This is a genomic window from Aeromonas sp. R2-1 (assembly GCF_040908425.1).
Taxonomy (GTDB): domain Bacteria; phylum Pseudomonadota; class Gammaproteobacteria; order Enterobacterales; family Aeromonadaceae; genus Aeromonas; species Aeromonas caviae.
On the sequence record NZ_JBFODR010000023.1, the window covers coordinates 150,575 to 169,809 of the forward strand.

Annotated in this window: 21 protein-coding genes; 11 read left to right on the forward strand and 10 right to left on the reverse strand. The window is 65.2% G+C overall.

Translation table 11 applies throughout. From position 1 onward, the window contains the following. Window positions 1-4: 4 nt before the first annotated feature. Window positions 5-523 (reverse strand): tyrosine-protein phosphatase, encoded by a 519-nt coding sequence (locus tag AB5Y80_RS06910; protein ID WP_128313151.1) that lies wholly within the window; start codon window positions 521-523, stop codon window positions 5-7. A gap of 149 nt (window positions 524-672) precedes the next feature. Here AB5Y80_RS06910 and AB5Y80_RS06915 point away from each other — a divergent pair, with 149 nt between their 5' ends. Next, on the forward strand, window positions 673-1,143 hold the full coding sequence (locus AB5Y80_RS06915; protein ID WP_368172713.1) for an Lrp/AsnC family transcriptional regulator: 471 nt from the start codon (window positions 673-675) through the stop codon (window positions 1,141-1,143). A 55-nt stretch (window positions 1,144-1,198) separates the two neighbouring features. Here AB5Y80_RS06915 and AB5Y80_RS06920 read toward each other — a convergent pair whose 3' ends face one another. Continuing rightward, window positions 1,199-3,163 carry an LTA synthase family protein gene (locus AB5Y80_RS06920; protein WP_368172714.1) on the reverse strand — a complete coding sequence of 655 codons (1,965 nt, stop codon included), beginning with the start codon at window positions 3,161-3,163 and terminating at the stop codon, window positions 1,199-1,201. A gap of 258 nt (window positions 3,164-3,421) precedes the next feature. Here AB5Y80_RS06920 and AB5Y80_RS06925 point away from each other — a divergent pair, with 258 nt between their 5' ends. Together AB5Y80_RS06925 and AB5Y80_RS06930 are read left to right on the forward strand one after the other, a co-directional pair. Then, window positions 3,422-3,700: a DUF2442 domain-containing protein gene (locus tag AB5Y80_RS06925; RefSeq protein ID WP_113069079.1), complete on the forward strand. Its 279-nt coding sequence runs from the start codon at window positions 3,422-3,424 to the stop codon at window positions 3,698-3,700. 117 nt (window positions 3,701-3,817) lie between these two features. Then, a complete protein-coding gene (locus AB5Y80_RS06930; RefSeq protein ID WP_368172715.1) occupies window positions 3,818-5,434 on the forward strand; it encodes an alpha-amylase family glycosyl hydrolase in 1,617 nt (538 codons plus the stop codon). Window positions 5,435-5,489: 55 nt separating this feature from the next. On the opposite strand, the gene AB5Y80_RS06935 is transcribed toward AB5Y80_RS06930, so the two are convergent. Both AB5Y80_RS06935 and AB5Y80_RS06940 read right to left on the reverse strand, forming a co-directional pair. Next, entirely contained in the window at window positions 5,490-6,020 is a 531-nt protein-coding gene (locus AB5Y80_RS06935) for an MgtC/SapB family protein (protein WP_039039793.1), read from the reverse strand. A gap of 24 nt (window positions 6,021-6,044) precedes the next feature. Further along, window positions 6,045-7,487: a RimK family protein gene (locus tag AB5Y80_RS06940; protein ID WP_042015392.1), complete on the reverse strand. Its 1,443-nt coding sequence runs from the start codon at window positions 7,485-7,487 to the stop codon at window positions 6,045-6,047. 187 nt (window positions 7,488-7,674) lie between these two features. Here AB5Y80_RS06940 and AB5Y80_RS06945 point away from each other — a divergent pair, with 187 nt between their 5' ends. The 4 genes from AB5Y80_RS06945 to AB5Y80_RS06960 all read left to right on the forward strand — a co-directional run bounded on the left by AB5Y80_RS06945 (window position 7,675) and on the right by AB5Y80_RS06960 (window position 9,796). Beyond that, window positions 7,675-8,148 (forward strand): N-acetyltransferase family protein, encoded by a 474-nt coding sequence (locus AB5Y80_RS06945; protein ID WP_368172716.1) that lies wholly within the window; start codon window positions 7,675-7,677, stop codon window positions 8,146-8,148. Continuing rightward, window positions 8,145-8,381 carry a DUF3624 domain-containing protein gene (locus AB5Y80_RS06950; protein ID WP_041212265.1) on the forward strand — a complete coding sequence of 79 codons (237 nt, stop codon included), beginning with the start codon at window positions 8,145-8,147 and terminating at the stop codon, window positions 8,379-8,381. Before AB5Y80_RS06945 ends, AB5Y80_RS06950 begins: the two co-directional genes overlap by 4 nt. A gap of 42 nt (window positions 8,382-8,423) precedes the next feature. Further along, window positions 8,424-9,170 (forward strand): SDR family oxidoreductase, encoded by a 747-nt coding sequence (locus AB5Y80_RS06955; RefSeq protein WP_368172717.1) that lies wholly within the window; start codon window positions 8,424-8,426, stop codon window positions 9,168-9,170. A 200-nt stretch (window positions 9,171-9,370) separates the two neighbouring features. Then, window positions 9,371-9,796, forward strand: a complete 426-nt coding sequence (locus AB5Y80_RS06960; RefSeq protein WP_029313593.1) for a hypothetical protein — start codon at window positions 9,371-9,373, stop codon at window positions 9,794-9,796. Window positions 9,797-9,877: 81 nt separating this feature from the next. On the opposite strand, the gene AB5Y80_RS06965 is transcribed toward AB5Y80_RS06960, so the two are convergent. Next, entirely contained in the window at window positions 9,878-10,462 is a 585-nt protein-coding gene (locus AB5Y80_RS06965; RefSeq protein ID WP_119197228.1) for a hypothetical protein, read from the reverse strand. 186 nt (window positions 10,463-10,648) lie between these two features. On the opposite strand from AB5Y80_RS06965, the gene AB5Y80_RS06970 reads away from it, so the two are divergent. Continuing rightward, a complete protein-coding gene (locus tag AB5Y80_RS06970) occupies window positions 10,649-11,824 on the forward strand; it encodes an iron-containing alcohol dehydrogenase (protein ID WP_182956510.1) in 1,176 nt (391 codons plus the stop codon). Between the two features lie 195 nt (window positions 11,825-12,019). Here the strand turns inward: AB5Y80_RS06970 and AB5Y80_RS06975 are convergent, their stop codons facing one another. The 3 genes from AB5Y80_RS06975 to AB5Y80_RS06985 form a co-directional block, all read right to left on the reverse strand. Then, window positions 12,020-12,649 carry a glutathione S-transferase family protein gene (locus AB5Y80_RS06975; RefSeq protein ID WP_368172718.1) on the reverse strand — a complete coding sequence of 210 codons (630 nt, stop codon included), beginning with the start codon at window positions 12,647-12,649 and terminating at the stop codon, window positions 12,020-12,022. Between the two features lie 108 nt (window positions 12,650-12,757). Then, window positions 12,758-14,026, reverse strand: coding sequence for an O-acetylhomoserine aminocarboxypropyltransferase/cysteine synthase family protein (locus AB5Y80_RS06980; protein ID WP_052815620.1), 1,269 nt, complete (start codon window positions 14,024-14,026; stop codon window positions 12,758-12,760). Window positions 14,027-14,156: 130 nt separating this feature from the next. Further along, the gene (locus AB5Y80_RS06985; RefSeq protein WP_080767934.1) at window positions 14,157-14,333 is read right to left on the reverse strand and encodes a hypothetical protein; all 177 of its coding nucleotides are present in this window, start codon (window positions 14,331-14,333) and stop codon (window positions 14,157-14,159) included. A 100-nt stretch (window positions 14,334-14,433) separates the two neighbouring features. Between AB5Y80_RS06985 and sgrR the strand changes: the two genes are divergently transcribed. Genes sgrR through AB5Y80_RS07000 form a run of 3 tightly spaced genes read left to right on the forward strand, consistent with a single transcriptional unit; the run spans window position 14,434 to window position 17,363 of the window. Beyond that, the gene (sgrR, locus tag AB5Y80_RS06990; protein ID WP_219143402.1) at window positions 14,434-16,188 is read left to right on the forward strand and encodes an HTH-type transcriptional regulator SgrR; all 1,755 of its coding nucleotides are present in this window, start codon (window positions 14,434-14,436) and stop codon (window positions 16,186-16,188) included. A gap of 35 nt (window positions 16,189-16,223) precedes the next feature. After that, window positions 16,224-16,619, forward strand: coding sequence for a thioesterase family protein (locus AB5Y80_RS06995; RefSeq protein ID WP_010672731.1), 396 nt, complete (start codon window positions 16,224-16,226; stop codon window positions 16,617-16,619). A 30-nt stretch (window positions 16,620-16,649) separates the two neighbouring features. After that, a complete protein-coding gene (locus AB5Y80_RS07000; protein WP_010672732.1) occupies window positions 16,650-17,363 on the forward strand; it encodes a hypothetical protein in 714 nt (237 codons plus the stop codon). A 54-nt stretch (window positions 17,364-17,417) separates the two neighbouring features. On the opposite strand, the gene AB5Y80_RS07005 is transcribed toward AB5Y80_RS07000, so the two are convergent. Then, window positions 17,418-18,158, reverse strand: a complete 741-nt coding sequence (locus AB5Y80_RS07005; RefSeq protein ID WP_368172719.1) for a lipase secretion chaperone — start codon at window positions 18,156-18,158, stop codon at window positions 17,418-17,420. Next, on the reverse strand, window positions 18,155-19,066 hold the full coding sequence (locus tag AB5Y80_RS07010; protein ID WP_029313597.1) for a triacylglycerol lipase: 912 nt from the start codon (window positions 19,064-19,066) through the stop codon (window positions 18,155-18,157). Before AB5Y80_RS07010 ends, AB5Y80_RS07005 begins: the two co-directional genes overlap by 4 nt. Window positions 19,067-19,235 lie beyond the last annotated feature (169 nt).

Sequence of the window (19,235 nt, forward strand, 5' to 3'; positions counted from 1 at the left end):
CCCATCAGTCCGCCCCGGCCAGCCGCCGTCCACGGGTATCGAGCCAGTGACGGTGGCAGGCCAGGGTGAAGGCCCGTGGCCGTCTGGCCCGGATGAGGGTCATGGCCTCCTGCTGGGGCAGCCCCTGGGTCATCAGCAGCAGGGCGGCCGCCAGCCCGGTACGCCCGCTTCCGCCGTGGCAGTGAATGGCAAGGTGCCGTCCCTCGCGCAGCAGGGCGAGCAGTCGGGGTTGCACCCCGGGCCAGGCCTGTTCGAAGGCGGCATCCGGTGCCTCGTCATCCGCAATGGGCAGATGGAACCAGCTCATGCCTCTGGCCTGCACCAGCTGCCCGAGAGAGAGGGACCCGCACAGGGCCAGCTCCTCCTCCGTCATCAGGGTCAGCACCCCGCCGGCACCGGCCAGCTGCAACTGGGCAAGGGCGTGGGCCATGGGGACTTGCTGGCTGCCGGGGCAGGGGGTGAGCAGGAGCTGGCCGTCGAGCCGTGGAACGTCCAGGCTCCAGAAGGGATGGGCACTGAGCATGGGGTTCCTCGTGGTGGTCGGGATCAACGGGATCGGCATCCCGCGGGTGCGGCACAGCATAGAGGGGCCGGAGGCGATGTCAATCTGCGTTGTGTTCGGCCCGGTTTACGGGCAGAGTCTAAAAAAATCGAGCGATGCAAGGAGTAAAGATGAGAAACCTGGATCAACTGGACTTGGACATCCTGGCCCATCTGTTTCGCGATGCGGGCATGACCAACAAGGATTTGGCGGCCCTAGTCGGGGTGGCGCCGTCCACCTGCCTGGAGCGGGTGCGCAAGCTGCAGCAGGATGGCGTGCTCAAGGGGGCGCACTGCGAGGTGGATTACCAAGCCCTGGGCGGTCACATCCAGGCCATGGTCTCCTTGCAACTGGCCCGTCACAGCCGCCAGATCATCGATGCGTTTCGCGACGCCATCCTGGCCCTGCCCGAGGTGATCAGCCTGTTCCACATGGGCGGCAAGGATGATTTCCTGGTGCACCTGTGCGTCTCCGATACCGAACACCTGCGCAATTTCGTCTTCGATCACTTCACCTCCCGGGAAGAAGTGGTGCACCTCGAGACCTCCCTGGTGTTCGAGCACAGGTTCAGCCGCTCGCTCCCCTGCTTCACCCACCCCTGATGGGGTGAGCCGCAAGAAAAAACCGCCCGAGGGCGGTTTTTTTGTGGGCGGTTCCTCAGTTGAGAGCCAGCCGGCTGTCCTGCGCCGTCCGGTAGAGCCCCTGCTGATAGGCCAGGCTGCCCCACAGGACCAGCCCCAGGGCGGCATCCTTCATGGTGTCCGGCTGCTGCGCCGGGGTGAGCGTCTCGGTCGCATCCTCGTAGATGAAGCCTTCCGGCGCCCGCTCGGGCTGCAGGATCACCACATCCTTGCCACGCATCAGGGCGAAGTTCTTGTCGTACTGCATGATGGCGCGTCCCGGCCAGTCGGCGGGCATGCGGGTGAGATCCTTGCCCAGCATGGGGTAGTCGGCACTTATGCCCATGAGGGAGAGCAGGGTCGGGGCCATGTCGATCTGGCTGACGATGCGGGGATCCTTTCTCGGTGCAATGCCGTCCCCCAGAATGACCCCCGGGATGTGGAAGCGGGGGATGGGCACCAGGCTGGCTCCCCCGACCCGGCTGTCGTGATCGGCGATGACCAGGAACAGGGTGTCCTTCCAGTAGTCCGATGCCCTGGCCTTCTTGAAGAACTCGCCGACGGCGTAGTCCGCGTACTTGGCGGCGTTGTTGCGGGTCTGCTTGGGCTGCTCGTACAGGGCGATGCGGTTGTCGGGGAACTCGAAGGGATCGTGGTTGCTGGAGCTGAACACCAGGCTGAAGAAGGGTTTGCCCTCCTTGTGCAGCGCCGCGAAGGTCTCGTTGGCCTTGGCCATCAGATCTTCATCCGAGGCGCCCCAGGATCCCTCGAACACCGGGTTCTTGAAGTCCTTCTGCTCGACGATGGTGGTGAAGCCGTTGCCGAGGAAGAAGCTGCGCATGTTGTCGAAGTGGCTCTCGCCGCCATAGATGAAGCTGGTGTCATAGCCTCGCTGCTTGAGCAGGTCGGCGATGGTGAAGAAGTTGGTCTGGCTCTTGCCGAGCTTGACCACGGCCTGGGCCGGGGTCGGCGTGAAGCCGGTGAGCACCGCCTCGATGCCGCGTACCGAACGGGTACCGGTGGCGTAGAGCTGCTCGAACGCCCAACCCTCTTTCGACAAGGCATCGATGTTCGGGGTGAGCGGCAGGCCGCCGAGGGAGCCGACGAACTGGGCCCCCAGGCTCTCTTGCAGCAGGATCACCAGGTTTTTGGGCTTGCCCTGGTAGCTGGCCGTGTTGAAAGTCTGGCTCGGCAGATCGGCAGAGGTGAAATCGCCGAGAGGGCGGCCGCTCTCCTCGCGGACTATGTCGAGTACCTGATGGTCAGCCATCTTGCCGTAAAACTGGCTGGCGTCCTCCTCGGCCCCCATCTGCTTGATGGCAAAGAAGAGGGAGTAGGCGGAGTTGACGGTGAGGGCGTTGACCAGGGGATCGTCGGCAAAGGCCACCATGGCTGGGTTCAGGGCGCGATGGCCGAGACTGGAGCGGGCGCCGAGGAAGCCGACGGCGAGGATCAGCAGGGCGAAGGCGGGGCGCCAGTACCAGCGGGGGAAGCTTAGGTCACGTACCAGGCGGCCGCTCAGCCACCAGCCACCGCCGAGTACGGCGCCGCTGAAGATCACGGCCAGCAGCAGCTCGCCCTTGCGGCCAGCCCACAGCATGGAGAGCACCTCCTTCGGATAGATGAGGTACTCCACATAGAGGCGGTTGGGGCGCACCCCGTATTCGGTGACGAAGGCGGGAGTGGAGATCTCGAGAAAGAGCATCAGCCAGAGCCCCAGGGTGAGCCACATCCGGATAAGCTGCATCCAGAGCCGCCCCGGTGCGTGGGGCCCGGCCAGCAACTGGGTCAAGACGGCGGGTACGCCCCAGACCCAGCAGAGGGTGGCGACGTCGACCCGAATGCCTTGCAGCAGCATCTCATGCCAGCCAGAGACGGCATCCACCCGTTCCAGTTGCCAGAGCCCCAGGCCAAGGCGGCTGACAGTCAGGGAGATGAGCGCGATCAATGAAAAGACGGCGATGGGCCAAACCGGTCCCAGCCATTGTTTGATGGTGGTCATATTGTTCCTGCAAACCTGTTTGCGCCCAGTCCCCGGGCGCATTGTTGTTATGGTGCAGGAGTATGACAGTGGCGCCTGGCAAAGGTTGCATGGGCATGGGGTATACATGGAAAAGTTGGCACGTTTTATGATTTTTTTGTGACGGGATGCAGGGTTCGAAGAGAGTATAAAACGCTGGGGAAACTGTGATCCTGCTGGCACATCGAGACAATGGTCGTGCCTATAATGGCGCCGGATTTCTCAATCGGAGCCGAAGGGATGCCGGTCTTCATCGATGTGGAATATATGCAGGGCTGGTCTCTGTTCGTGGTGCTCTCCGACGGCACCACAGGCGTGCTGGATCTCACCCCCTGGCGCGGCCAGCCGCTGTTTGCGGCCATGGAGACCGAGCGTCGCTTCGCCCGTGTCTTCATCGATGATCGCCATCAACTGGCATGGCCCTCGGGCTTCACCCTGGCGGCCCACGAGGTCTACCACCTGATCCTGCCCATCGACGAGCGCGCCGCCTTCCCCGATCGCAACATGCATCACTTCTGACATGCTAACTCGTTGAGTCAGGTAACGTTTTCAGTCACAGACCCGCGTCGGTCAGGTCGTTATCATGACCCCAGTGCGGCGCTTTGGGCGCCCATCCACCACAGCGGGAACATAACAATGAAACAAGGAACGTTGCGTCGTGGCGGCCTCATCGGGGCCGCCCTGTTACTGACGGCTTGCGGCAGCGGGGGAGGCGGTGGCAGCAGTGACCCCCAGCCTCCGGTAGTCAATCCGCCCCCCGCGTCGGCCAGCCGCGCCTGCTACGGCAATGATCAGCCAGCCTGCAACCTGCGCACCTACCAGGTGATGGTGGAGTCCTTCGTCGACGGCGACGGCAGCGCCAACTACGGCGTCGGCTACGGCCCCTCCCGGCACAACGGCGATCTGCAGGGGATCATCGACAGCCTCGACCACATCAAGAGCCTCAACGTCAACGCCATCTGGCTCACGCCGGTGTTTGACTCCTGCGCCGGCCAGGCCGGGGACGACCGGCTGGATGCCACCGGTTACTTCGCCTGCGACTTCTTCAACGTGGATCCCAACTTCGGCAGCAACGCCCAGCTTAAAAAACTGGTGGACGGGGCGCACCAGCGCGGGCTCTATGTCTTCCTCGACGGGGTGTTCGGCCACGTCAACAAGGTGGGGGTGAGCAAGCCTTCACCAGAGGGGCGGCTGCCTGCCCTCAAGAGCGGCGGCGCAGGCTACCCGGGCCAACTGGTGGATTACGGCCAGCCCGAGAGTCTGGCCTACTTCAAGGAGGTGGCCCGTTACTGGGTCGAGCAGTACGGCATCGACGGCTGGCGCCTCGATCAGGCTTATCAGTTGGGGCTGGATGACTGGCGCGCCATTCGCAGCGAGGTGACCCAGGCCAGCGCGGCGCGCAAGGCCGCCGGCCAGCAGTGGGGCACCCTCGGCTACATGGTGGGGGAAGTGTGGAAGGGCGCCGACGAGATCCGCGCCCAGGCCTATGGCCCGAGCGACAACCCGGCGCTCTCTTCGGCGTTCGACTTCCCCCTGCGCTACGGCCTGGTACAGGCGCTGGCGGTGGAAGAGTCCGGCAAAGGCGGGCAGGGGGCCAGCGTGCTCGACGCCAGCTGGAACAAGGTGGAGAACTACCCGGACCATGCCATGCCCAACCTGATGCTGGGCAACCACGATCTGGTGCGCTTCGGCGATCTGCTGGAGCGGGGCAACTTCAATGGGGCGGACTACTGGCAGCGCCACAAGGCGGCCTTTAGCTTCATGGCCGCCCGCTCCGGTCCCATTACCTTCTACTATGGCGAGGAGTTTGGCGACGAGGTGCCTGGCTTTGCCAGTCAGGTGGGGGGCGACTGTGCGGCCCAGGGGCTCTGCGATGATCACGTGGCCCGCAGCGATGGCAAGGTTCCCGGTGTCACCGGCTTCGTGCCGAGCAGCGAGCAGGCCGAGCTCAAGCAGTGGCTGAGCGATCTGCTGGCCTTGCGCGCCGGGCACCCGGCCCTCTATCAGGGGGAGCGGGTCAAGCTGGTGGCCGAGGGGAGCGTCTATGGCGACATCAAGCAGACGGCGGGTGAGCAAGTAGTCTACCTGCTCAACGTCTCCACCACGCCCCAGAGCTACGCCGTGCCGGTCGGCAAGCTGCGCAGCGGCAGCGCCCTGGTGGATCTGCAGAGCGGCGAAAACCTGGCCATCGGTGGCAGCAGCGTGACGGTGGACTTGCCACCCCTCACTGGCCGCTTCCTGCTGGTGCGCTGAGGGAGGCAGGCAACAAAAAGGGCTCCAGTATGGAGCCCTTTTTCATGGTGGCGGCTTACTTCTCGATGCCGCTGCCCAGATCGTCCCGGCGGGAAGAGACCGAGGGCTCGGCCCCGTGGCGCCAGTGTTCCAGCCTGTTGTGCACCCCGCGGCGCAGGCTCTTGAAGCTGGCTTCCAGATAGTCCACCCCCACCAGGATGGAGAGGGTGACGACGGTGAGCAGCAGCGCCTGATGCAGCATGTCCATGCCGATGAGGGCGCCGAGGGCGGCCAGCATCCAGATGGCGGCGGCGGAGGTCACCCCCAGCACCTGACCATCCCGGGTCATCATCACCCCGGCCCCGAGAAAGCCGACCCCGGTGATGAGCTGACCCAGCACCCGCGCCTGATCGGCGCCCTGAGGGCTGACGGCGGCGCCGATGGCGAGAAAACAGTAGGTGCCGAGCACGATGAGGGAAGAGGTGCGGATCCCCACCGGCTTGCCGCGAAGCTGCCGCTCCAGCCCCACCAGGGTGCCACACACCAGACAGACCAGGATGTTCTCCCAGCCAAGGGGCGCGATGTCCCACCACTGCATTGTCATCATATCCACCTCTGCTCGCGATGCTTGTTATCCTGTCGCGCTCTGCCCCCGGTTCTCCAGCCGCTGGCGGAAGGCCCGGGCGAGGCGCTCGTAGAGGTCCTTTGCCTCCCTGTCTTCAATATCGCCACGTATCCAGGGGTTGTCGATGATTTCCAGCAACACGCAGCCCTGACCCTGCTGGCGCAGATCCACCCCGAACAGGCCGTTGCCGAGCTGGTGCACGGCGCGGCGGGCGGTTTGCAGCACCCGCTCCGGCACGTCGCTGAGGGGCAGCGCCTCGATGCGGCTCATGTCGAGGGGGTGTTTGCGGCGACGGATGCGGTTGCCGGGTTCGGGTCGGTAGCGGCGGCAGGCGAACAGCGGCGAGCCGTCGAGAAAGCCGATGCGCCAGTCGAACTCGGCAGGGATCCGGCTCTGGACCAGCAGCAGGGCGGAGCGGGCCAGCCCCTCGTCCAGCAGGCGGGCGAGCTGGATGTCATCGCTGGCCATGGCGAGGTCGCGCCCCTGGGCGCCGTCGGGGATTTTCACCATCAGCGGCAGACCGAGGCGCTGCACCAGTTCGTCCACATGCTGGCGGCCGCGGCGGGTCACGACGGTGGTGGGGGGCATGGGCACGCCGCTGCGCACCATCAGCTCGTAGAGATAGAGCTTGTTGCTGCAGGCGAGGATGGCACGGGAGCTGTCGATGACCGGCATCTTGAGCTGCTCGGCACGGCGGGCAAATTCGAAGGTGTAGTGGCCGACCGCGGTCTCGGCGCGCAGCCAGAGGGTGTCGAACTCCGGCAACCGTTCGATGGCCGAGGGAGGCAGGATCTCGGCCTGGATCCCCTGGGCAGCGGCCGCCTTGATGAAACGCTCCAGCGCCAGGGCATCGCTGCTGGCGCGGCCGTCGTTGGGGTCGACCAGGATGGCGAGCTGGTAGCGTGGTGCCGTCTGCTCCTCGTCCCCCGTGCCCACCAGCGCCTGGGCGTGCTGCACCATCAGCGCCTTCTCGCTCGGGCTCAGCGCCAGCGGTGACAGGCTCTCCTGCTGGCGCACCGACCAGCCGTGGCGGCCGCGCTTGAGGGTCAGCTCCTGCAGCGGCAACTGGCTCAGGCCGTAGTAATAGCGGGCGAGCCCCGCCAGCTCGCTCTGTTCGCACTGGCCGAAGATGGCGCGCACCCGGATCCTGTCTTCGCTTTGCTGGGCCAGCCAGCCCTGCAATTTGCGCCACAGCTTGGCGGGAGGCTGCTGGGGTTGCAGCCGGCTGATGGCCTGCAATCCCGGCAGGCAGTGGTGGCCGCGGGCCTGGGCCAGCAGGGAGCAGTAATAACCGGCCCCCAGGTGTTCCAGGCTGCGGCAGAGGTTGATGATGCGCGGACGCCCCCCTGTGGTAGGCAGACCGTGTTGCAGGTAGGTGCGGGCGGTCAGCAGATAGTCGGCATGGCAGGGCCAGTCGCCCAGCTCCTCGACGATGACATAGGTACTCATATTTTCAGGCTCCACAGAAAGGACTGCCAGAAACGGCAGGATCCCCAGTGGGCTTCGATGCACCGACAAGCACGACAATGGCGCGAGGGGAAACAAGAGGTTACAGTGCCTAATATTCTGCCTTGGTAACTTGTGATACAAGTCGCATTTCTGGTGCTGAGGATAAATAACCGAACAAGGACTCCCCGTGTTGACCGTGCGCGCCGCCCGAGCCGATGATTTGGGCGCCATCGTGAAGCTGGAACGCTACTGTTTTCCCCCCGAGGTCGCCTTCGGCCGCAGCCGCTGGCACTATCTGCTCAATCAGGCCAAGGGGCGCACCCTGCTGCTGCAAGACGAGAAGGCGCAGGTGATGGGCTATGTGAGCGTGCTGGAGCACAAAGGCTGGGATCGTCTCATCATCCAGACCCTCGCCATCCGCTGGACCGTCCGCCGTCAGGGGTGGGCACGCCGCCTGCTGGAGCAGGTGATCCGGGAAGGGCGCGAGGCCGGCTGGGGGGCTATTCGCCTCGAGGTCGCCGACGCCAACCCAGAAGCCAGGACCCTCTATCAGGGGCTGGGGTTTCGCCCCGGGGTACGGCTGCCCGATTTTTACGGGCCCGGCCAGCATGCCCACCGCCTGGTGCTGGCGCTGGGGGATGAGCGGCAGGAGCCATCATGAGTTGCGAGGATTGCCTGGCCACGGCCATCAGGGCCAAGCTCGGGCGCTGCCCGGTCTGCGCCGCCCAGACCTTTCTCATCGGGGTCGTCGGCTGGCTGGTCTGGTGGTGGTGCGGCGCCGATACCTCGGTCAACGCCCTGACCGGCCTGCTGTTTGCGCTGGGGGGCTCGGGTCTCTTCCTGCTGCATCTGGCGGTGTTCGCATGGCGAAAGCTGGGCAAACGCGACATATAACGTGCTGATTTTTCAAGAAGACAAATAACAATGGAGGTTCACATGATTGCAATGGTAACGGGCGCCTCGTCCGGCTTTGGTGAGGCCATCAGCCGCCTGCTGGTGAGCGCTGGCCACCGGGTGATCGGCACCGGGCGCCGCGCCGAACGGCTGGCCGCCCTGGCCGAGGAGCTGGGCGAGCAGTTCCTGCCTCTGGTGTTCGACGTCCAGGACAAGGCTGCCACCCGCGCCGCCATCGAGGGGCTGCCGACCGAATGGCAACAGGTGGACCTGTTGGTCAACAACGCTGGTCTGGCACTGGGGCTGGAGCCTGCCCACAAGGCGGATCTGGAAGACTGGGAGCAGATGATCGCCACCAACATCAGCGGCCTGGCTCTGATCACCCGGTTGCTGCTGCCGGGCATGGTTACGCGCAACCGCGGCCACGTCATCAACATCGGCTCCATCGCAGGGACCTATCCCTATCCGGGCGGCAACGTCTACGGCGCGACCAAGGCGTTCGTGAAGCAGTTCAGCCTCAACCTGCGTGCCGATCTGGCGGGCACGGCGGTACGTGTCACCAACGTGGAGCCCGGCCTGTGTGGCGGCACCGAGTTCTCCAACGTGCGCTTCCACGGCGACGACGCCAAGGCGGCCACCGTCTATCAGGGGGTGCAGGCCATCCTGCCGGAAGATATCGCCAATACCGTACTCTGGATCAGCGAGCAGCCTGCCCACGTCAACATCAACAGCATCGAGATCATGCCGGTGGCCCAGACCTTCGGTCCGCTCCACATCAGCCGTCGCTGAAAACCTGCCTGGTGACCAACCGACCCAAAAGAGGCGCCCTTCGGCGCCTCTTTTGATGGCGGCGGCCTCCCCGCGTCTGTCGGGTGCCGTCGTCAGTCTGGCGAACGGTACTCAAGTTGGCCTGCATTTTGCTGTCTTAGGCCCATGGCGGGGAAACCATCCCCGGAGCCGGCGAGGCCGGCAGTGAGCGTGGAGCCTTCATGGATATCAAACCCTATGGTCATCAACTCGCCCAGAGCGCGTCCCAGAACCGTGCCCTGGCGACCCTCAGCGACAGCGACGACAAGCAGAGCGGCTGGTCTCAGCAGGTCAGCCTCTCCAGTCAGGTGCTGACCGGCAAGGCGCAGCAGGCGTTGACCTACGAGCATCTGGCCAGGAACGGCAAGAACACAGTCCTGACCGGTGGCGTCAAGGATGCGCGGGTGCAGCAGATGGTGGACAAGGCCCTGGGCTTTGATCGCAAAAAATTTGACGATCTCGAGCGTCAGCTCAAGGGGATAGCGGATGACAAGACGCTCTCTGCCGAGGAGCGCGAAACGCAGAGCAAGGACCTGGCCGCGCAGCGCGATGCCATGCTCAAGGAGGCCATGGATCGCCTCACCGGCAAATCCGCCTCCCAGGCATGATGTGATTCAAACGGCAATCTTTTGGCGTTAAAGGCAAGGGGTTGCCCCCTTGCCACGGGGCTGGCAGGCCGTGGTCAGGGCTCAGGGACTCTGGGGGGTGATGCCGATGGCGATGGCGGTGGTCTGCACGGCCTTGATCTGGTCCCCCTGGGCGATGAGGGCGAACTGGGCCGGATCCTGCACCTTGAGGGTCAGGGTGTGGTCGACCCCCTTGACCCGGATGGTCTGGTGCGCCTTGTCCACGTCGATGACGTCGGCATAGATGGTTACCTGCATGCCGGCGCCGGCTGCGGGTTTCTCCCCGGCGGCCGCCTTGCCCCCTTCCACTTCCACCACCCGTTTTCTCACCCCGGCGGTGCCCTTGAGCAGGGTCAGGTCCAGCAGTTGCAGATATCTCAAGGCCACGACATCTCCCACCTTGAGCTGGGGAAGGTTGGTCACCTCCTCCCCGGCGATCAGATCCAGGGTCTGCCCTTCAGCATTTTTCAGGCTGACCTTGCGGGTGGCCAGGTCGATGGCGGTGACGGTTGCCCTGGCCGTCAGTTCTTCGGCCAGACTGGCTTGTCCGGGGGCCACGGCCACATGGGTGGTGACCTCGGCGGCATAGAGCAGGGGAGGGGCACAGAGGGTGAGGGCACCCGCAATCCAGGCGTGCTTCAGTTTCATGATAGAGACCCAGTGAGTGGGAAAGGGACCCCGGGAGGGGCTTGAGGGGGCGACGAGCGCGTCTTCCCGCTATCACCATAGCAAAGCCGGGCAGGAGCGCCCGGCATCGGCAAGCTGGCATCGTATTTTTGACGACAGGATCCCGTTTTTTGACCTGATGGCACGGCAGGCGCACAATTCCCCGGCATGCAATCAACCGAGGGCTCTGCCGTGTACAACTTCCAATATGCCAATCCCACCCGCATCTGCTTTGGTGAAGGCCAGATAGCCATTCTGCCCGAACTGATCCCGGCCGGCAGCCGTCTGCTGGTGCTCTACGGGGGTGGCAGCATCAAGCAGAACGGGGTCTATGAGCAGTTGACCCAGGCGCTGGCGGGCCGGGAGTGGCTGGAGTTTCCCGGCATCGGCGCCAACCCCCAGTACGATCAGCTGATGGAGGCGGTGGCTCTGGTCAAGCGCGAGCGCATCGACTTCCTGCTGGCGGTGGGTGGCGGCTCCGTGGTGGATGGCACCAAGTTCGTGGCCGCCGCGGCCTGCTTCGAGGGGGACGATCCCTGGGAGATCCTGCGGGACAAGGCCCCCATCAAGGCAGCGCTGCCGCTCGGCTGTGTGCTGACCCTGCCGGCCACCGGTTCGGAGAGCAACCCCGCCGCCGTGGTGAGCCGGGGGGAGGCCAAGCTCTCCTTCTACAATCCGCTGGTGCAACCGGTGTTTGCGGTGCTGGATCCCGCCACCACCTACAGCCTGCCGCCGCGCCAGGTGGGCAATGGCGTGGTGGATGCCTTCGTCCACATCCTCGAGCAGTACCTCACCTTCCCGGTGGGGGGCGAGGTGCAGGACCGGCTGGCGGAAGGGCTGCTGCAGGTGCTGGTGGACAACGGTCCGCGGGCGCTGGCGGAGCCCACCAACTACCAGGTGCGTGCCAACCTGATGTGGGCGGCCAGCCTGGCCCTCAACGGCCTCATCGGTCGCGGCGTGCCCCAGGACTGGTCCACCCACGCCATCGGTCACCAGCTCACCGCCCTGCACGGGCTGGATCATGCCCAGAGTCTGGCGGTGGTGCTGCCCTCCCTGCTGCGGGAGCAAGCGGCCCAGAAGCAGGAGAAGCTGGCCCAGTTTGCCGAGCGGGTGTGGCACTCCAGCCGGGAGGACAAGGCGCTGCGCATCGAGGAGGCGATCATCCGCACCGAGCAGTTCTTCCAGCAGATGGGGGTGGGTACCCGGCTTGCCGACTACGGCCTGAGCGAGGGCTGCATCCCCGGTATCTGCTCCAACCTCAAGCGTTTCGGGCTGACCGCCCTCGGGGAGCAGCAGGACATCGACCCCGACAAGGTAGCCAGGATCCTTTCCCACGCGCTGTAAGTCATCCTGGCAACCATAGTGGCGCGGATCCTTTCTCACGCCCTCTAGGCCTGAGGCCCTTGGCCAAGGGGCGATCCGGACAATAAGTGCGTCCAGGATCCTGTCCCACGCGCTTTGATCATCTGGCTGACGGCTGGAAAAGAGAACGCCCCGATCATCGGGGCGTTTTGCAGGGTGTCACCGGGGCACCGCCGTTTATTCGGCGCTGCGGTCCAGCTCGCGCTCCAGCGCCGCCGCCTTCTGGCGTGCCGGATGAGTGTTGAGTCGCTGCCAGTAGGCCTCAAGGTGGGGGAACTGGGCCAGCTGGCCGCTCTGGGCCAGCAGATCCACCAGGAAGGAGTTCAGGATGTCGGCGCCGGTGAGGCGATCGGCCACCAGGTAACGGCGGTTTGCCAGCACCTCATCGAGATAACCCAGCACCTTGGCGCACTCGGCTTTGGCGTAGTCCGGCAGGAAGCGCATCGGGCTGCCATCCTTGCGCACGAACATGTCGAGCAGCAGCGGCAGAATGCCGGAGCTCTCGGCGAAGTGGAGCCACTGCAGGTATTCGGGATACTCCGGGCTGTCGGCGGCCGGTGCCAGCCGGTCCGGGGCGTGGCGGGCGATCAGGTACTCTGTGACGGCACCGGATTCCGCCAGCACCCGCCCGTCAAACTCGATGACCGGCGACTTGCCGAGGGGGTGGACGGCCTTGAGCTCGGGCGGCGCCAGAAAGGTGGCGGCATCGCGCTGGTAGGCCTTGATCTGGTAGGGCAGGCCCAGCTCTTCAAGCAGCCAGATGATGCGCTGGGAGCGGGATTTGTTCAGGTGGTGCAGGACTATCATGAAAACCTCGACGCAGTGACGGAAGGCGGTGATACGCAGCGCCCCGGCAGCAGGTTCACTTATGGATGAAAAAGAGCGGGCGTGGTGCCCGCTCCTTCGTCGATTGACTCAGGCCTCCAGCGCCTGATCCAGATCCGCCAGTATGTCCTCGATGGCTTCGATCCCCACCGACAGCCGGATCATCTCAGGTTTCACTCCAGCCTTGGCCTGCTCCTCTTCGCTCAACTGGCGATGGGTGGTGGAGGCGGGGTGGCAGGCCAGGGACTTGGCGTCGCCGATGTTGACCAGCCGCTTGAAGATCTTGAGGGCATCGTAGAAGCGCACGCCCGCCTCGTAGCCGTCCTTCAGGCCGAAGGAGAGGATGGCCGAGGGGCGACCGGCCATGTACTTCTCCGCCAGCGGGTAGTGGGGGTGACCCGGCAGACCGGCGTAGCTGACCCAGGCCACCTTGGGGTGGTGCTTGAGGTGGTGGGCCACCCGCAGAGCGTTGTCCACGTGGCGCTCCATGCGCAGGCTCAGGGTTTCCAGCCCTTGCAGCAGCAGGAAGGCGTTCATCGGCGCCAGCGCCGCGCCGGTATTGCGCAGCGGCACGGTGCGCACCCGGCCGATGAAGGCCGCCGGGCCGAAGGCCTCGGTGTAGACCACCCCGTGATAAGAAGGCTCGGGTTGGGTCAGCTGGGGGAAGCGCTCGGCGTGATCCGCCCAGGGGAACTTGCCCGAGTCGACGATGACGCCCCCCAGGGAGTTGCCGTGGCCGCCGACATATTTGGTCAGGCTGTGCACCACGATGTCGGCGCCGTGCTCGATGGGTTTGCACAAGACCGGAGTGGCGACCGTGTTGTCGACGATGAGCGGCACGCCGCGGGCGTGGGCGGCCTTGGCTAGGGCGGCGATGTCGACGATGTTGCCCGCCGGGTTGCCGATGCTCTCGCAATAGACCGCCTTGGTCTTGTCATCGATGAGGGCGGCGATGGCCTCGGCGCTGTCATCCTTGGCGAAGCGTACCTCGACCCCGAAGCTCGGCAGCATGTGGGCGAACAGGGTGTAGGTGCCGCCATAGAGTTGGGGGGTGGAGACGATGTTGTCACCGGCGGCGGTCAGCGCCTGGATGGCGTAGGTGATGGCGGCGGAACCTGCCGAGACCACCAAGCCGGCGATCCCCCCTTCAAGGGCGGCCATCCGCTGCTCCAGCACATCGTTGGTGGGGTTCATGATGCGGGTGTAGATGTTCCCCGGCACCGCCAGATTGAACAAGTCCGCCCCGTGCTGGGCGCTCTCGAACTCGTAGGCCACCGTCTGGTAGATGGGCACGGCAACGGCCTTGGTGGTGGGGTCGTTGGCAAAGCCGTGGTGCAGGGCCAGGGTCGCATCTTTCATCACACACTCCTTGTTGGATGTTGCTGGATAGCAGTCATAGATGGATAGACGTCCAATCTATCAGGCCCTTGGCCGATGTAAACCATCAGATCCGGCAAAGCAATCTCGTCGGGGCGTGAGGGAGGCCGGCTCAGAGGCGGCGGCGATACTCCCTGTCGTCTATCTGGTGCATATCCCACTGCATCAGGCGGTTGAGCTGCACCATGGGATCTTCGACCAGCGTCAGAGGGCGGGGCAGGATCCTCAGGAAGTAGCGACGGAGGGTTTGCTGGATCCGGTTCGGTTTGAGGGGGGTGGCATGGCTCATGATGGTGCTCCTGTGCTGTGGTTCTCACGTTCGCCAGCAGTATTGAGCTAAAATACGGAAGTAAAAACTGATGACTTTCAGCCAATGGATTTCCTCTTTTATGCCTACTAGCCGCCTTTATCAGCAATTTCAACGGCTCGCCCAGCAGCTTGGCTGCGACGAGCGGGAGATCAGCCTCGCCGAGGTGGCGGATCTGCTCTGCTGCACCCCCCGCAATGCCCGCCTGCTGCTGCGCCGCATGGAAGGGCAGGGCTGGCTGTGCTGGACGGCGGAGGCTGGGCGGGGGCGGCGCTCCCGCCTCACCCTGCTCGACAACCAGGAGAGCCTGACCCGGCGCCGATTGCGGGATCTGCTGAGCCAGGGCCAGCTGGCGCAGGCGGTACGGCTGGCCGAAGATCGCCTGGATCTGCTCACTCCGCTGCTTATCGAGCAGCTCGGCCAGGCCACCCGGGAGGGGCGCCAGATCCTGCGGGTGCCCTACTACCGGCCCCTGCCCGGTCTGCTGCCCACCGCGCCCTTGCGCCGCTCCGAAATTCACCTGAGCCGCCAGATCTTCAACGGTCTGACCCGGCGAAACGAGGAAAATGGGGAAATAGAGGGGGATCTCGCCCACTACTGGGAGTGTCTGGCCCCCTGTCACTGGCGCTTCTATCTGCGCCCCGTGGTGCGCTTTCACCATGGCCGCGAACTGGTGGTGGAAGATGTGATGGAGAGCCTGCAGGCCTTGCGGGATCGCCCGCTGTTCGCCCATCTGGCACGGTTGGAGAGCCACTGGCCGCGCACCCTGGATCTTCATCTCGACAGCCCGGATCCTCTGCTGCCGCACCTGCTGGCCGAGCCGGTGGCGGCCATCCTGCCGCGGGAGCTCAAGGGGGAGGCGAATTTCGCCCTGCAGCCGGTGGGCACCGGCCCCTATCGGGTGAGTGCCAACGATCCCCTGCACCTGTGCCTCGAAGCATTCGACGACTATTTCGGGCTGCGGGCCCTGCTCGACGAGATCGACATCTGGATGCTGCCGGAGCTGGCGGAACGGCTGGAGAGCCACGTCAGGCTGGGCAGCGACACCCCGGAGCTTGGCTCCATGCGCGGGGAGTCCGAACTGGAATCCGGTTGCTACTTCCTGCTGCAGGACGACAGATCGGCCCCCCTGCAGGACCCGGCCCTGCGCCAGTGGCTGACCCGGCTGCTCAACCCCATCGCCCTGATGGCCCGGGTGGCACCCGAACTGCAGCGGGGCTGGACCAGCGCTCTGGGCCTCCTGCCCCACTGGCGCGAGAGCCTGCCTCTTCCCGAGCCCGGCCCGGTCAGCCTGCCAGCGCGGCTGGTACTGGCCTGCTTCAACCAGCATCTGGAGTTCAACGAGTGCGCCAGCGCCATGAGCAGCCTGCTGGCAGAGCAGGGGATCCAGCTCGAGGTGCGTACCCTGGACTACGGGCGCTGGGTGAGCGGGGAGGATGAAGATGTGGATCTCTGGTTCGGCACCCTCAACCTGGAGCATGAGCACGCCTTCGCCCCTTACGCCTGGCTTCAGGGCACCCCCTTGCTGCGCCGGGTGTGGGGCGGCCAGCAGGCCCTGTGGCAGGGATTGACGCAGTGGCGCGCCCATGGTGAAGAGCCCGGCCCCCGTGCCCTGCTGGCCGAGGTGCAGCGCCAGAGCTGGTTCGTGCCGCTGTTTCACCACTGGCTGGAGCTGGAGAGCCGGGTCGGCGTGCACGGCGTGCGCATGACGGCCCTTGGCTGGTTCGATTTTCGCAGCGCCTGGTTAAAGCCCGAGCAGGTGGCGCAGGAGCCGGAAACCGGTGGTGGCTCTCACCCCCAGGCAGGGACGCTTGAGTCGGACGGGTTGGCGCGCTAGCCTGTGCGCGGTCCTACGACAAGGAGTCGACATCCATGCTGGAAATGCAGATCCAACCCCGTTTTCAAGAGACGGACGCCCTCGGCCACATCAACAACACGGTGCCGGCGGTCTGGTTTGAATCGGCCCGTGATCCCCTGTTTCGCCTCTTCTCGCCCGAGCTGGATGTGCATGACTGGCATCTGATCATCGCGGGCTACACGGTGCAATTCAAACGGGAGCTGTTCTATGGCCAGATGGTGTCGATCAAGACCGGCGTGCGGCGTATCGGTACCAGCTCCTTCACGCTCTGGCAGGAAGCCTGGCAGGGCGGCGAGCTGGCGGTGACCGCCGAGACGACCCTGATCCATTTTGACTACCGGACCCGGCAGTCCATCCCTTTGAGCGAGGCTCACCGGGAGGGACTGAGGGTCTGGCTGGTAGAGAGTTAATCCGGCCTTCGGGCCCACCACAGGACACTTATGCGCACAACCGCGATCGCCCTGAGCCTCGGCTTGGGACTGGGACTCTGCTCCCTGCCTTCATTCGCCGCCTCCCTGGCCGAGCAGTTCACCCTGATGGAGAAGGGGGCCGACAGCGCCCTCGATACCCGCTTGTTCAGCCACGATGGCGTTGACATCAAGGCCTGGGTCGACGGCACGCCCGTCATCATCGCCGTGCCCATCCTGAACGAGCAGGGCAAACAGGAAGGGGAGAGCCGTTACTACTTCAAGGGCGGCAAGCTGTTCGGGGTGAAGGAGCCCGCCGCTCAGTTCGCCTTCGATGACAGTGGCAAGCTGACCCAATGGCTGGACGACAAGGGGCAGCCTGCGGAGTTTGTCAGCAAGATGAGCATGCAGCAGCGGGAAGCCTGGCTGACCAGACGGGCGGCCGAGCTGGGCGGGTTGTTTGCACCGAGCACCGCCGAGGAGAAGGCTGACAAGGGGGGCGTCAAGCTCAAGGGGGCCGAGCTCGCCCAGTGGCTCTGCAATGGCAAGCTGATGGCGCTTGCCGGAGGTGACAAGGTGACCTTCGAGCCGGCCAAACTCAAGAGGAGTGCAGAGGGCATCAAGGGAGAAGTTTCCCTGCGCCAGGAGAAGGGGTGGCAGGATCTCTGCCTCACCTGCGAGGTGCAGGGCAATCGGGTGACTCGCCTCACCTGGCAGCCGCTGCCGGGTGCCAACAAGCCGCAGTAAGGGCGGCAGCGTCAAAGAATGGGGGCCCACTTGCGGGCCCCTTTTTCATGCCGGTTACTGCTCGCCCAGGGTGAGCCGGGTGAGGGCCTCCACCCGTCGCCACTGACCGGGCTCGAACCAGCGTGCCAGGATCTCTGGCTGCTGGCTGGCACGGGCCTCGGCAGGCAGGGGCCTGATCTCTGCCAGATAGCCGGCCAGCTGCTGCTCGAACCCCTGCTGGCTCTCTGCCAGCTGGTGCAACCGGTCTGCCGCCTCCGGTCCCAACTGTTCGCGCAGTGCGGCGTCACGCCCTGCTGCGGGGAGTTGCTCCAGAGCCTGCAGATCGCCGAGCAGGCGGCTGTTGGCCTCCGCCTCCCGAAACCACTGGGGCTGCTCCGCCAGCCAGAGCTCCAGCTCGCTCGCCAGCAGCGGCTTGTCGGCATCGCTGGCCTCCGCCAGCGCCTTGCGGCGCAGGGTCCACTGCTCCATCAGCCTGTCCTCGGCAAACAGCTGCTCCTGCTCGGCCGGGGTGAAGCGCTGCCTGCGCAACTGTTCGCGCTCGTCGAACAGCTTCTGCAAGCTGGCCAGGCCCGGATCCGCCGGCACCGTCAGGCTGCCCTCAGCCGCGAGAAAGGCTTCATGGCGGGCCTGCAGCGAGCCCTTGTCCGGCGGCGGTGCGGCCTGCCTGACCAAAGGGGAAGCGGGCCCGGCATGTTGCGGCGAAGGGGCGGTTGCGTCAGCGGAGGGCCAATACTGCCAGCCCCCCAGTAGCAGGGCCGCCGCCATCGGAACGGCCATCAGCCATGCCCTGTTCATAGTCCCAGCCTCTGCAGGCGGTTGGCGTGCTGGCGATAGAGGTTGACCGGGTCGGTCTCGAACAGGTGGCGAATGCCGAACGACTGGTTCACCTCGTCCAGATGGTTCATGCGGTAGTGGGTGCCGATCACCTTGCCGAGGTGGCTGCTGCACACCCCGACCAGGCCGTCACTGGGCTCCTTGAAGAAGCTGCCGGTCAGCGCCAGTGCCGGATCCACCGGATCCAGGATGTTGGTCATGGTGCCGCGTCCGCTCCAGGAGAAGTAGTAGACCCCGTTGGCGGCCTGCATGGGCCCTTCACCGCAATGCTGGCTCGGCAGCCCTTCCGGATAGCGCTGGTTGAAGCGCTGGGCGCCGGTGCTGGTGAGGGCGTCGAGGGCGGCGAGGGGATCCTGCGGCAGCTGGCTGCCCCCGGAGAGCAGCGAGATGACCCCGGACAGGGCCGAGGCGGCGGCCACCGCCAGACCTTCGGCCGCCGAGCCCGGCGTCACCTTGGCCCGCACCAGGTCGGCGATCTCCGAGCCATGGTTGACCCCGCCCACGCTGGTGGCGGAAGCGACCAGCTCGGGGGCGACCGAAGCGACGTAGCGAATGGTGGGGCCACCGTGAGAGTGGCCGATGAGGTTCACCTTCTCCGCCCCCGTGACGGCGAGCACCTGCTGCACCTGCTTGAGCAGCTGTTCACCGCGCAGCTCCGAGCTCTGGGTGGCGGAGACCTGTGCCACGTAGACCTTGGCGCCATCCCGGGTCAGGGCCTGGGGGATGCCGTAGAAGTAATCGACACCGAGCAGCTTGTCGAAACCGAACAGACCGTGCACCAGCACTATGGGGTAGCGGGTCTGGGTATAACCGGCCCCCTGACCCAGCATGGGCAGGGCGCACAACAGCATCAATAGCCATCTTTTCATCTTCACCATCCTTGTGAAAAAACCGGCTGCACTCTGGTCGTCACCGGGCAGCCACCGGCCTCATGCCAGTACCGGCAGCATGGTGGCTGAACTCAAATGTATCTGTGGATGGGATCACTAAACCGGGGATTGCAGAAAAACCCTACCCATATGGGCAAAAAAGGCTGCA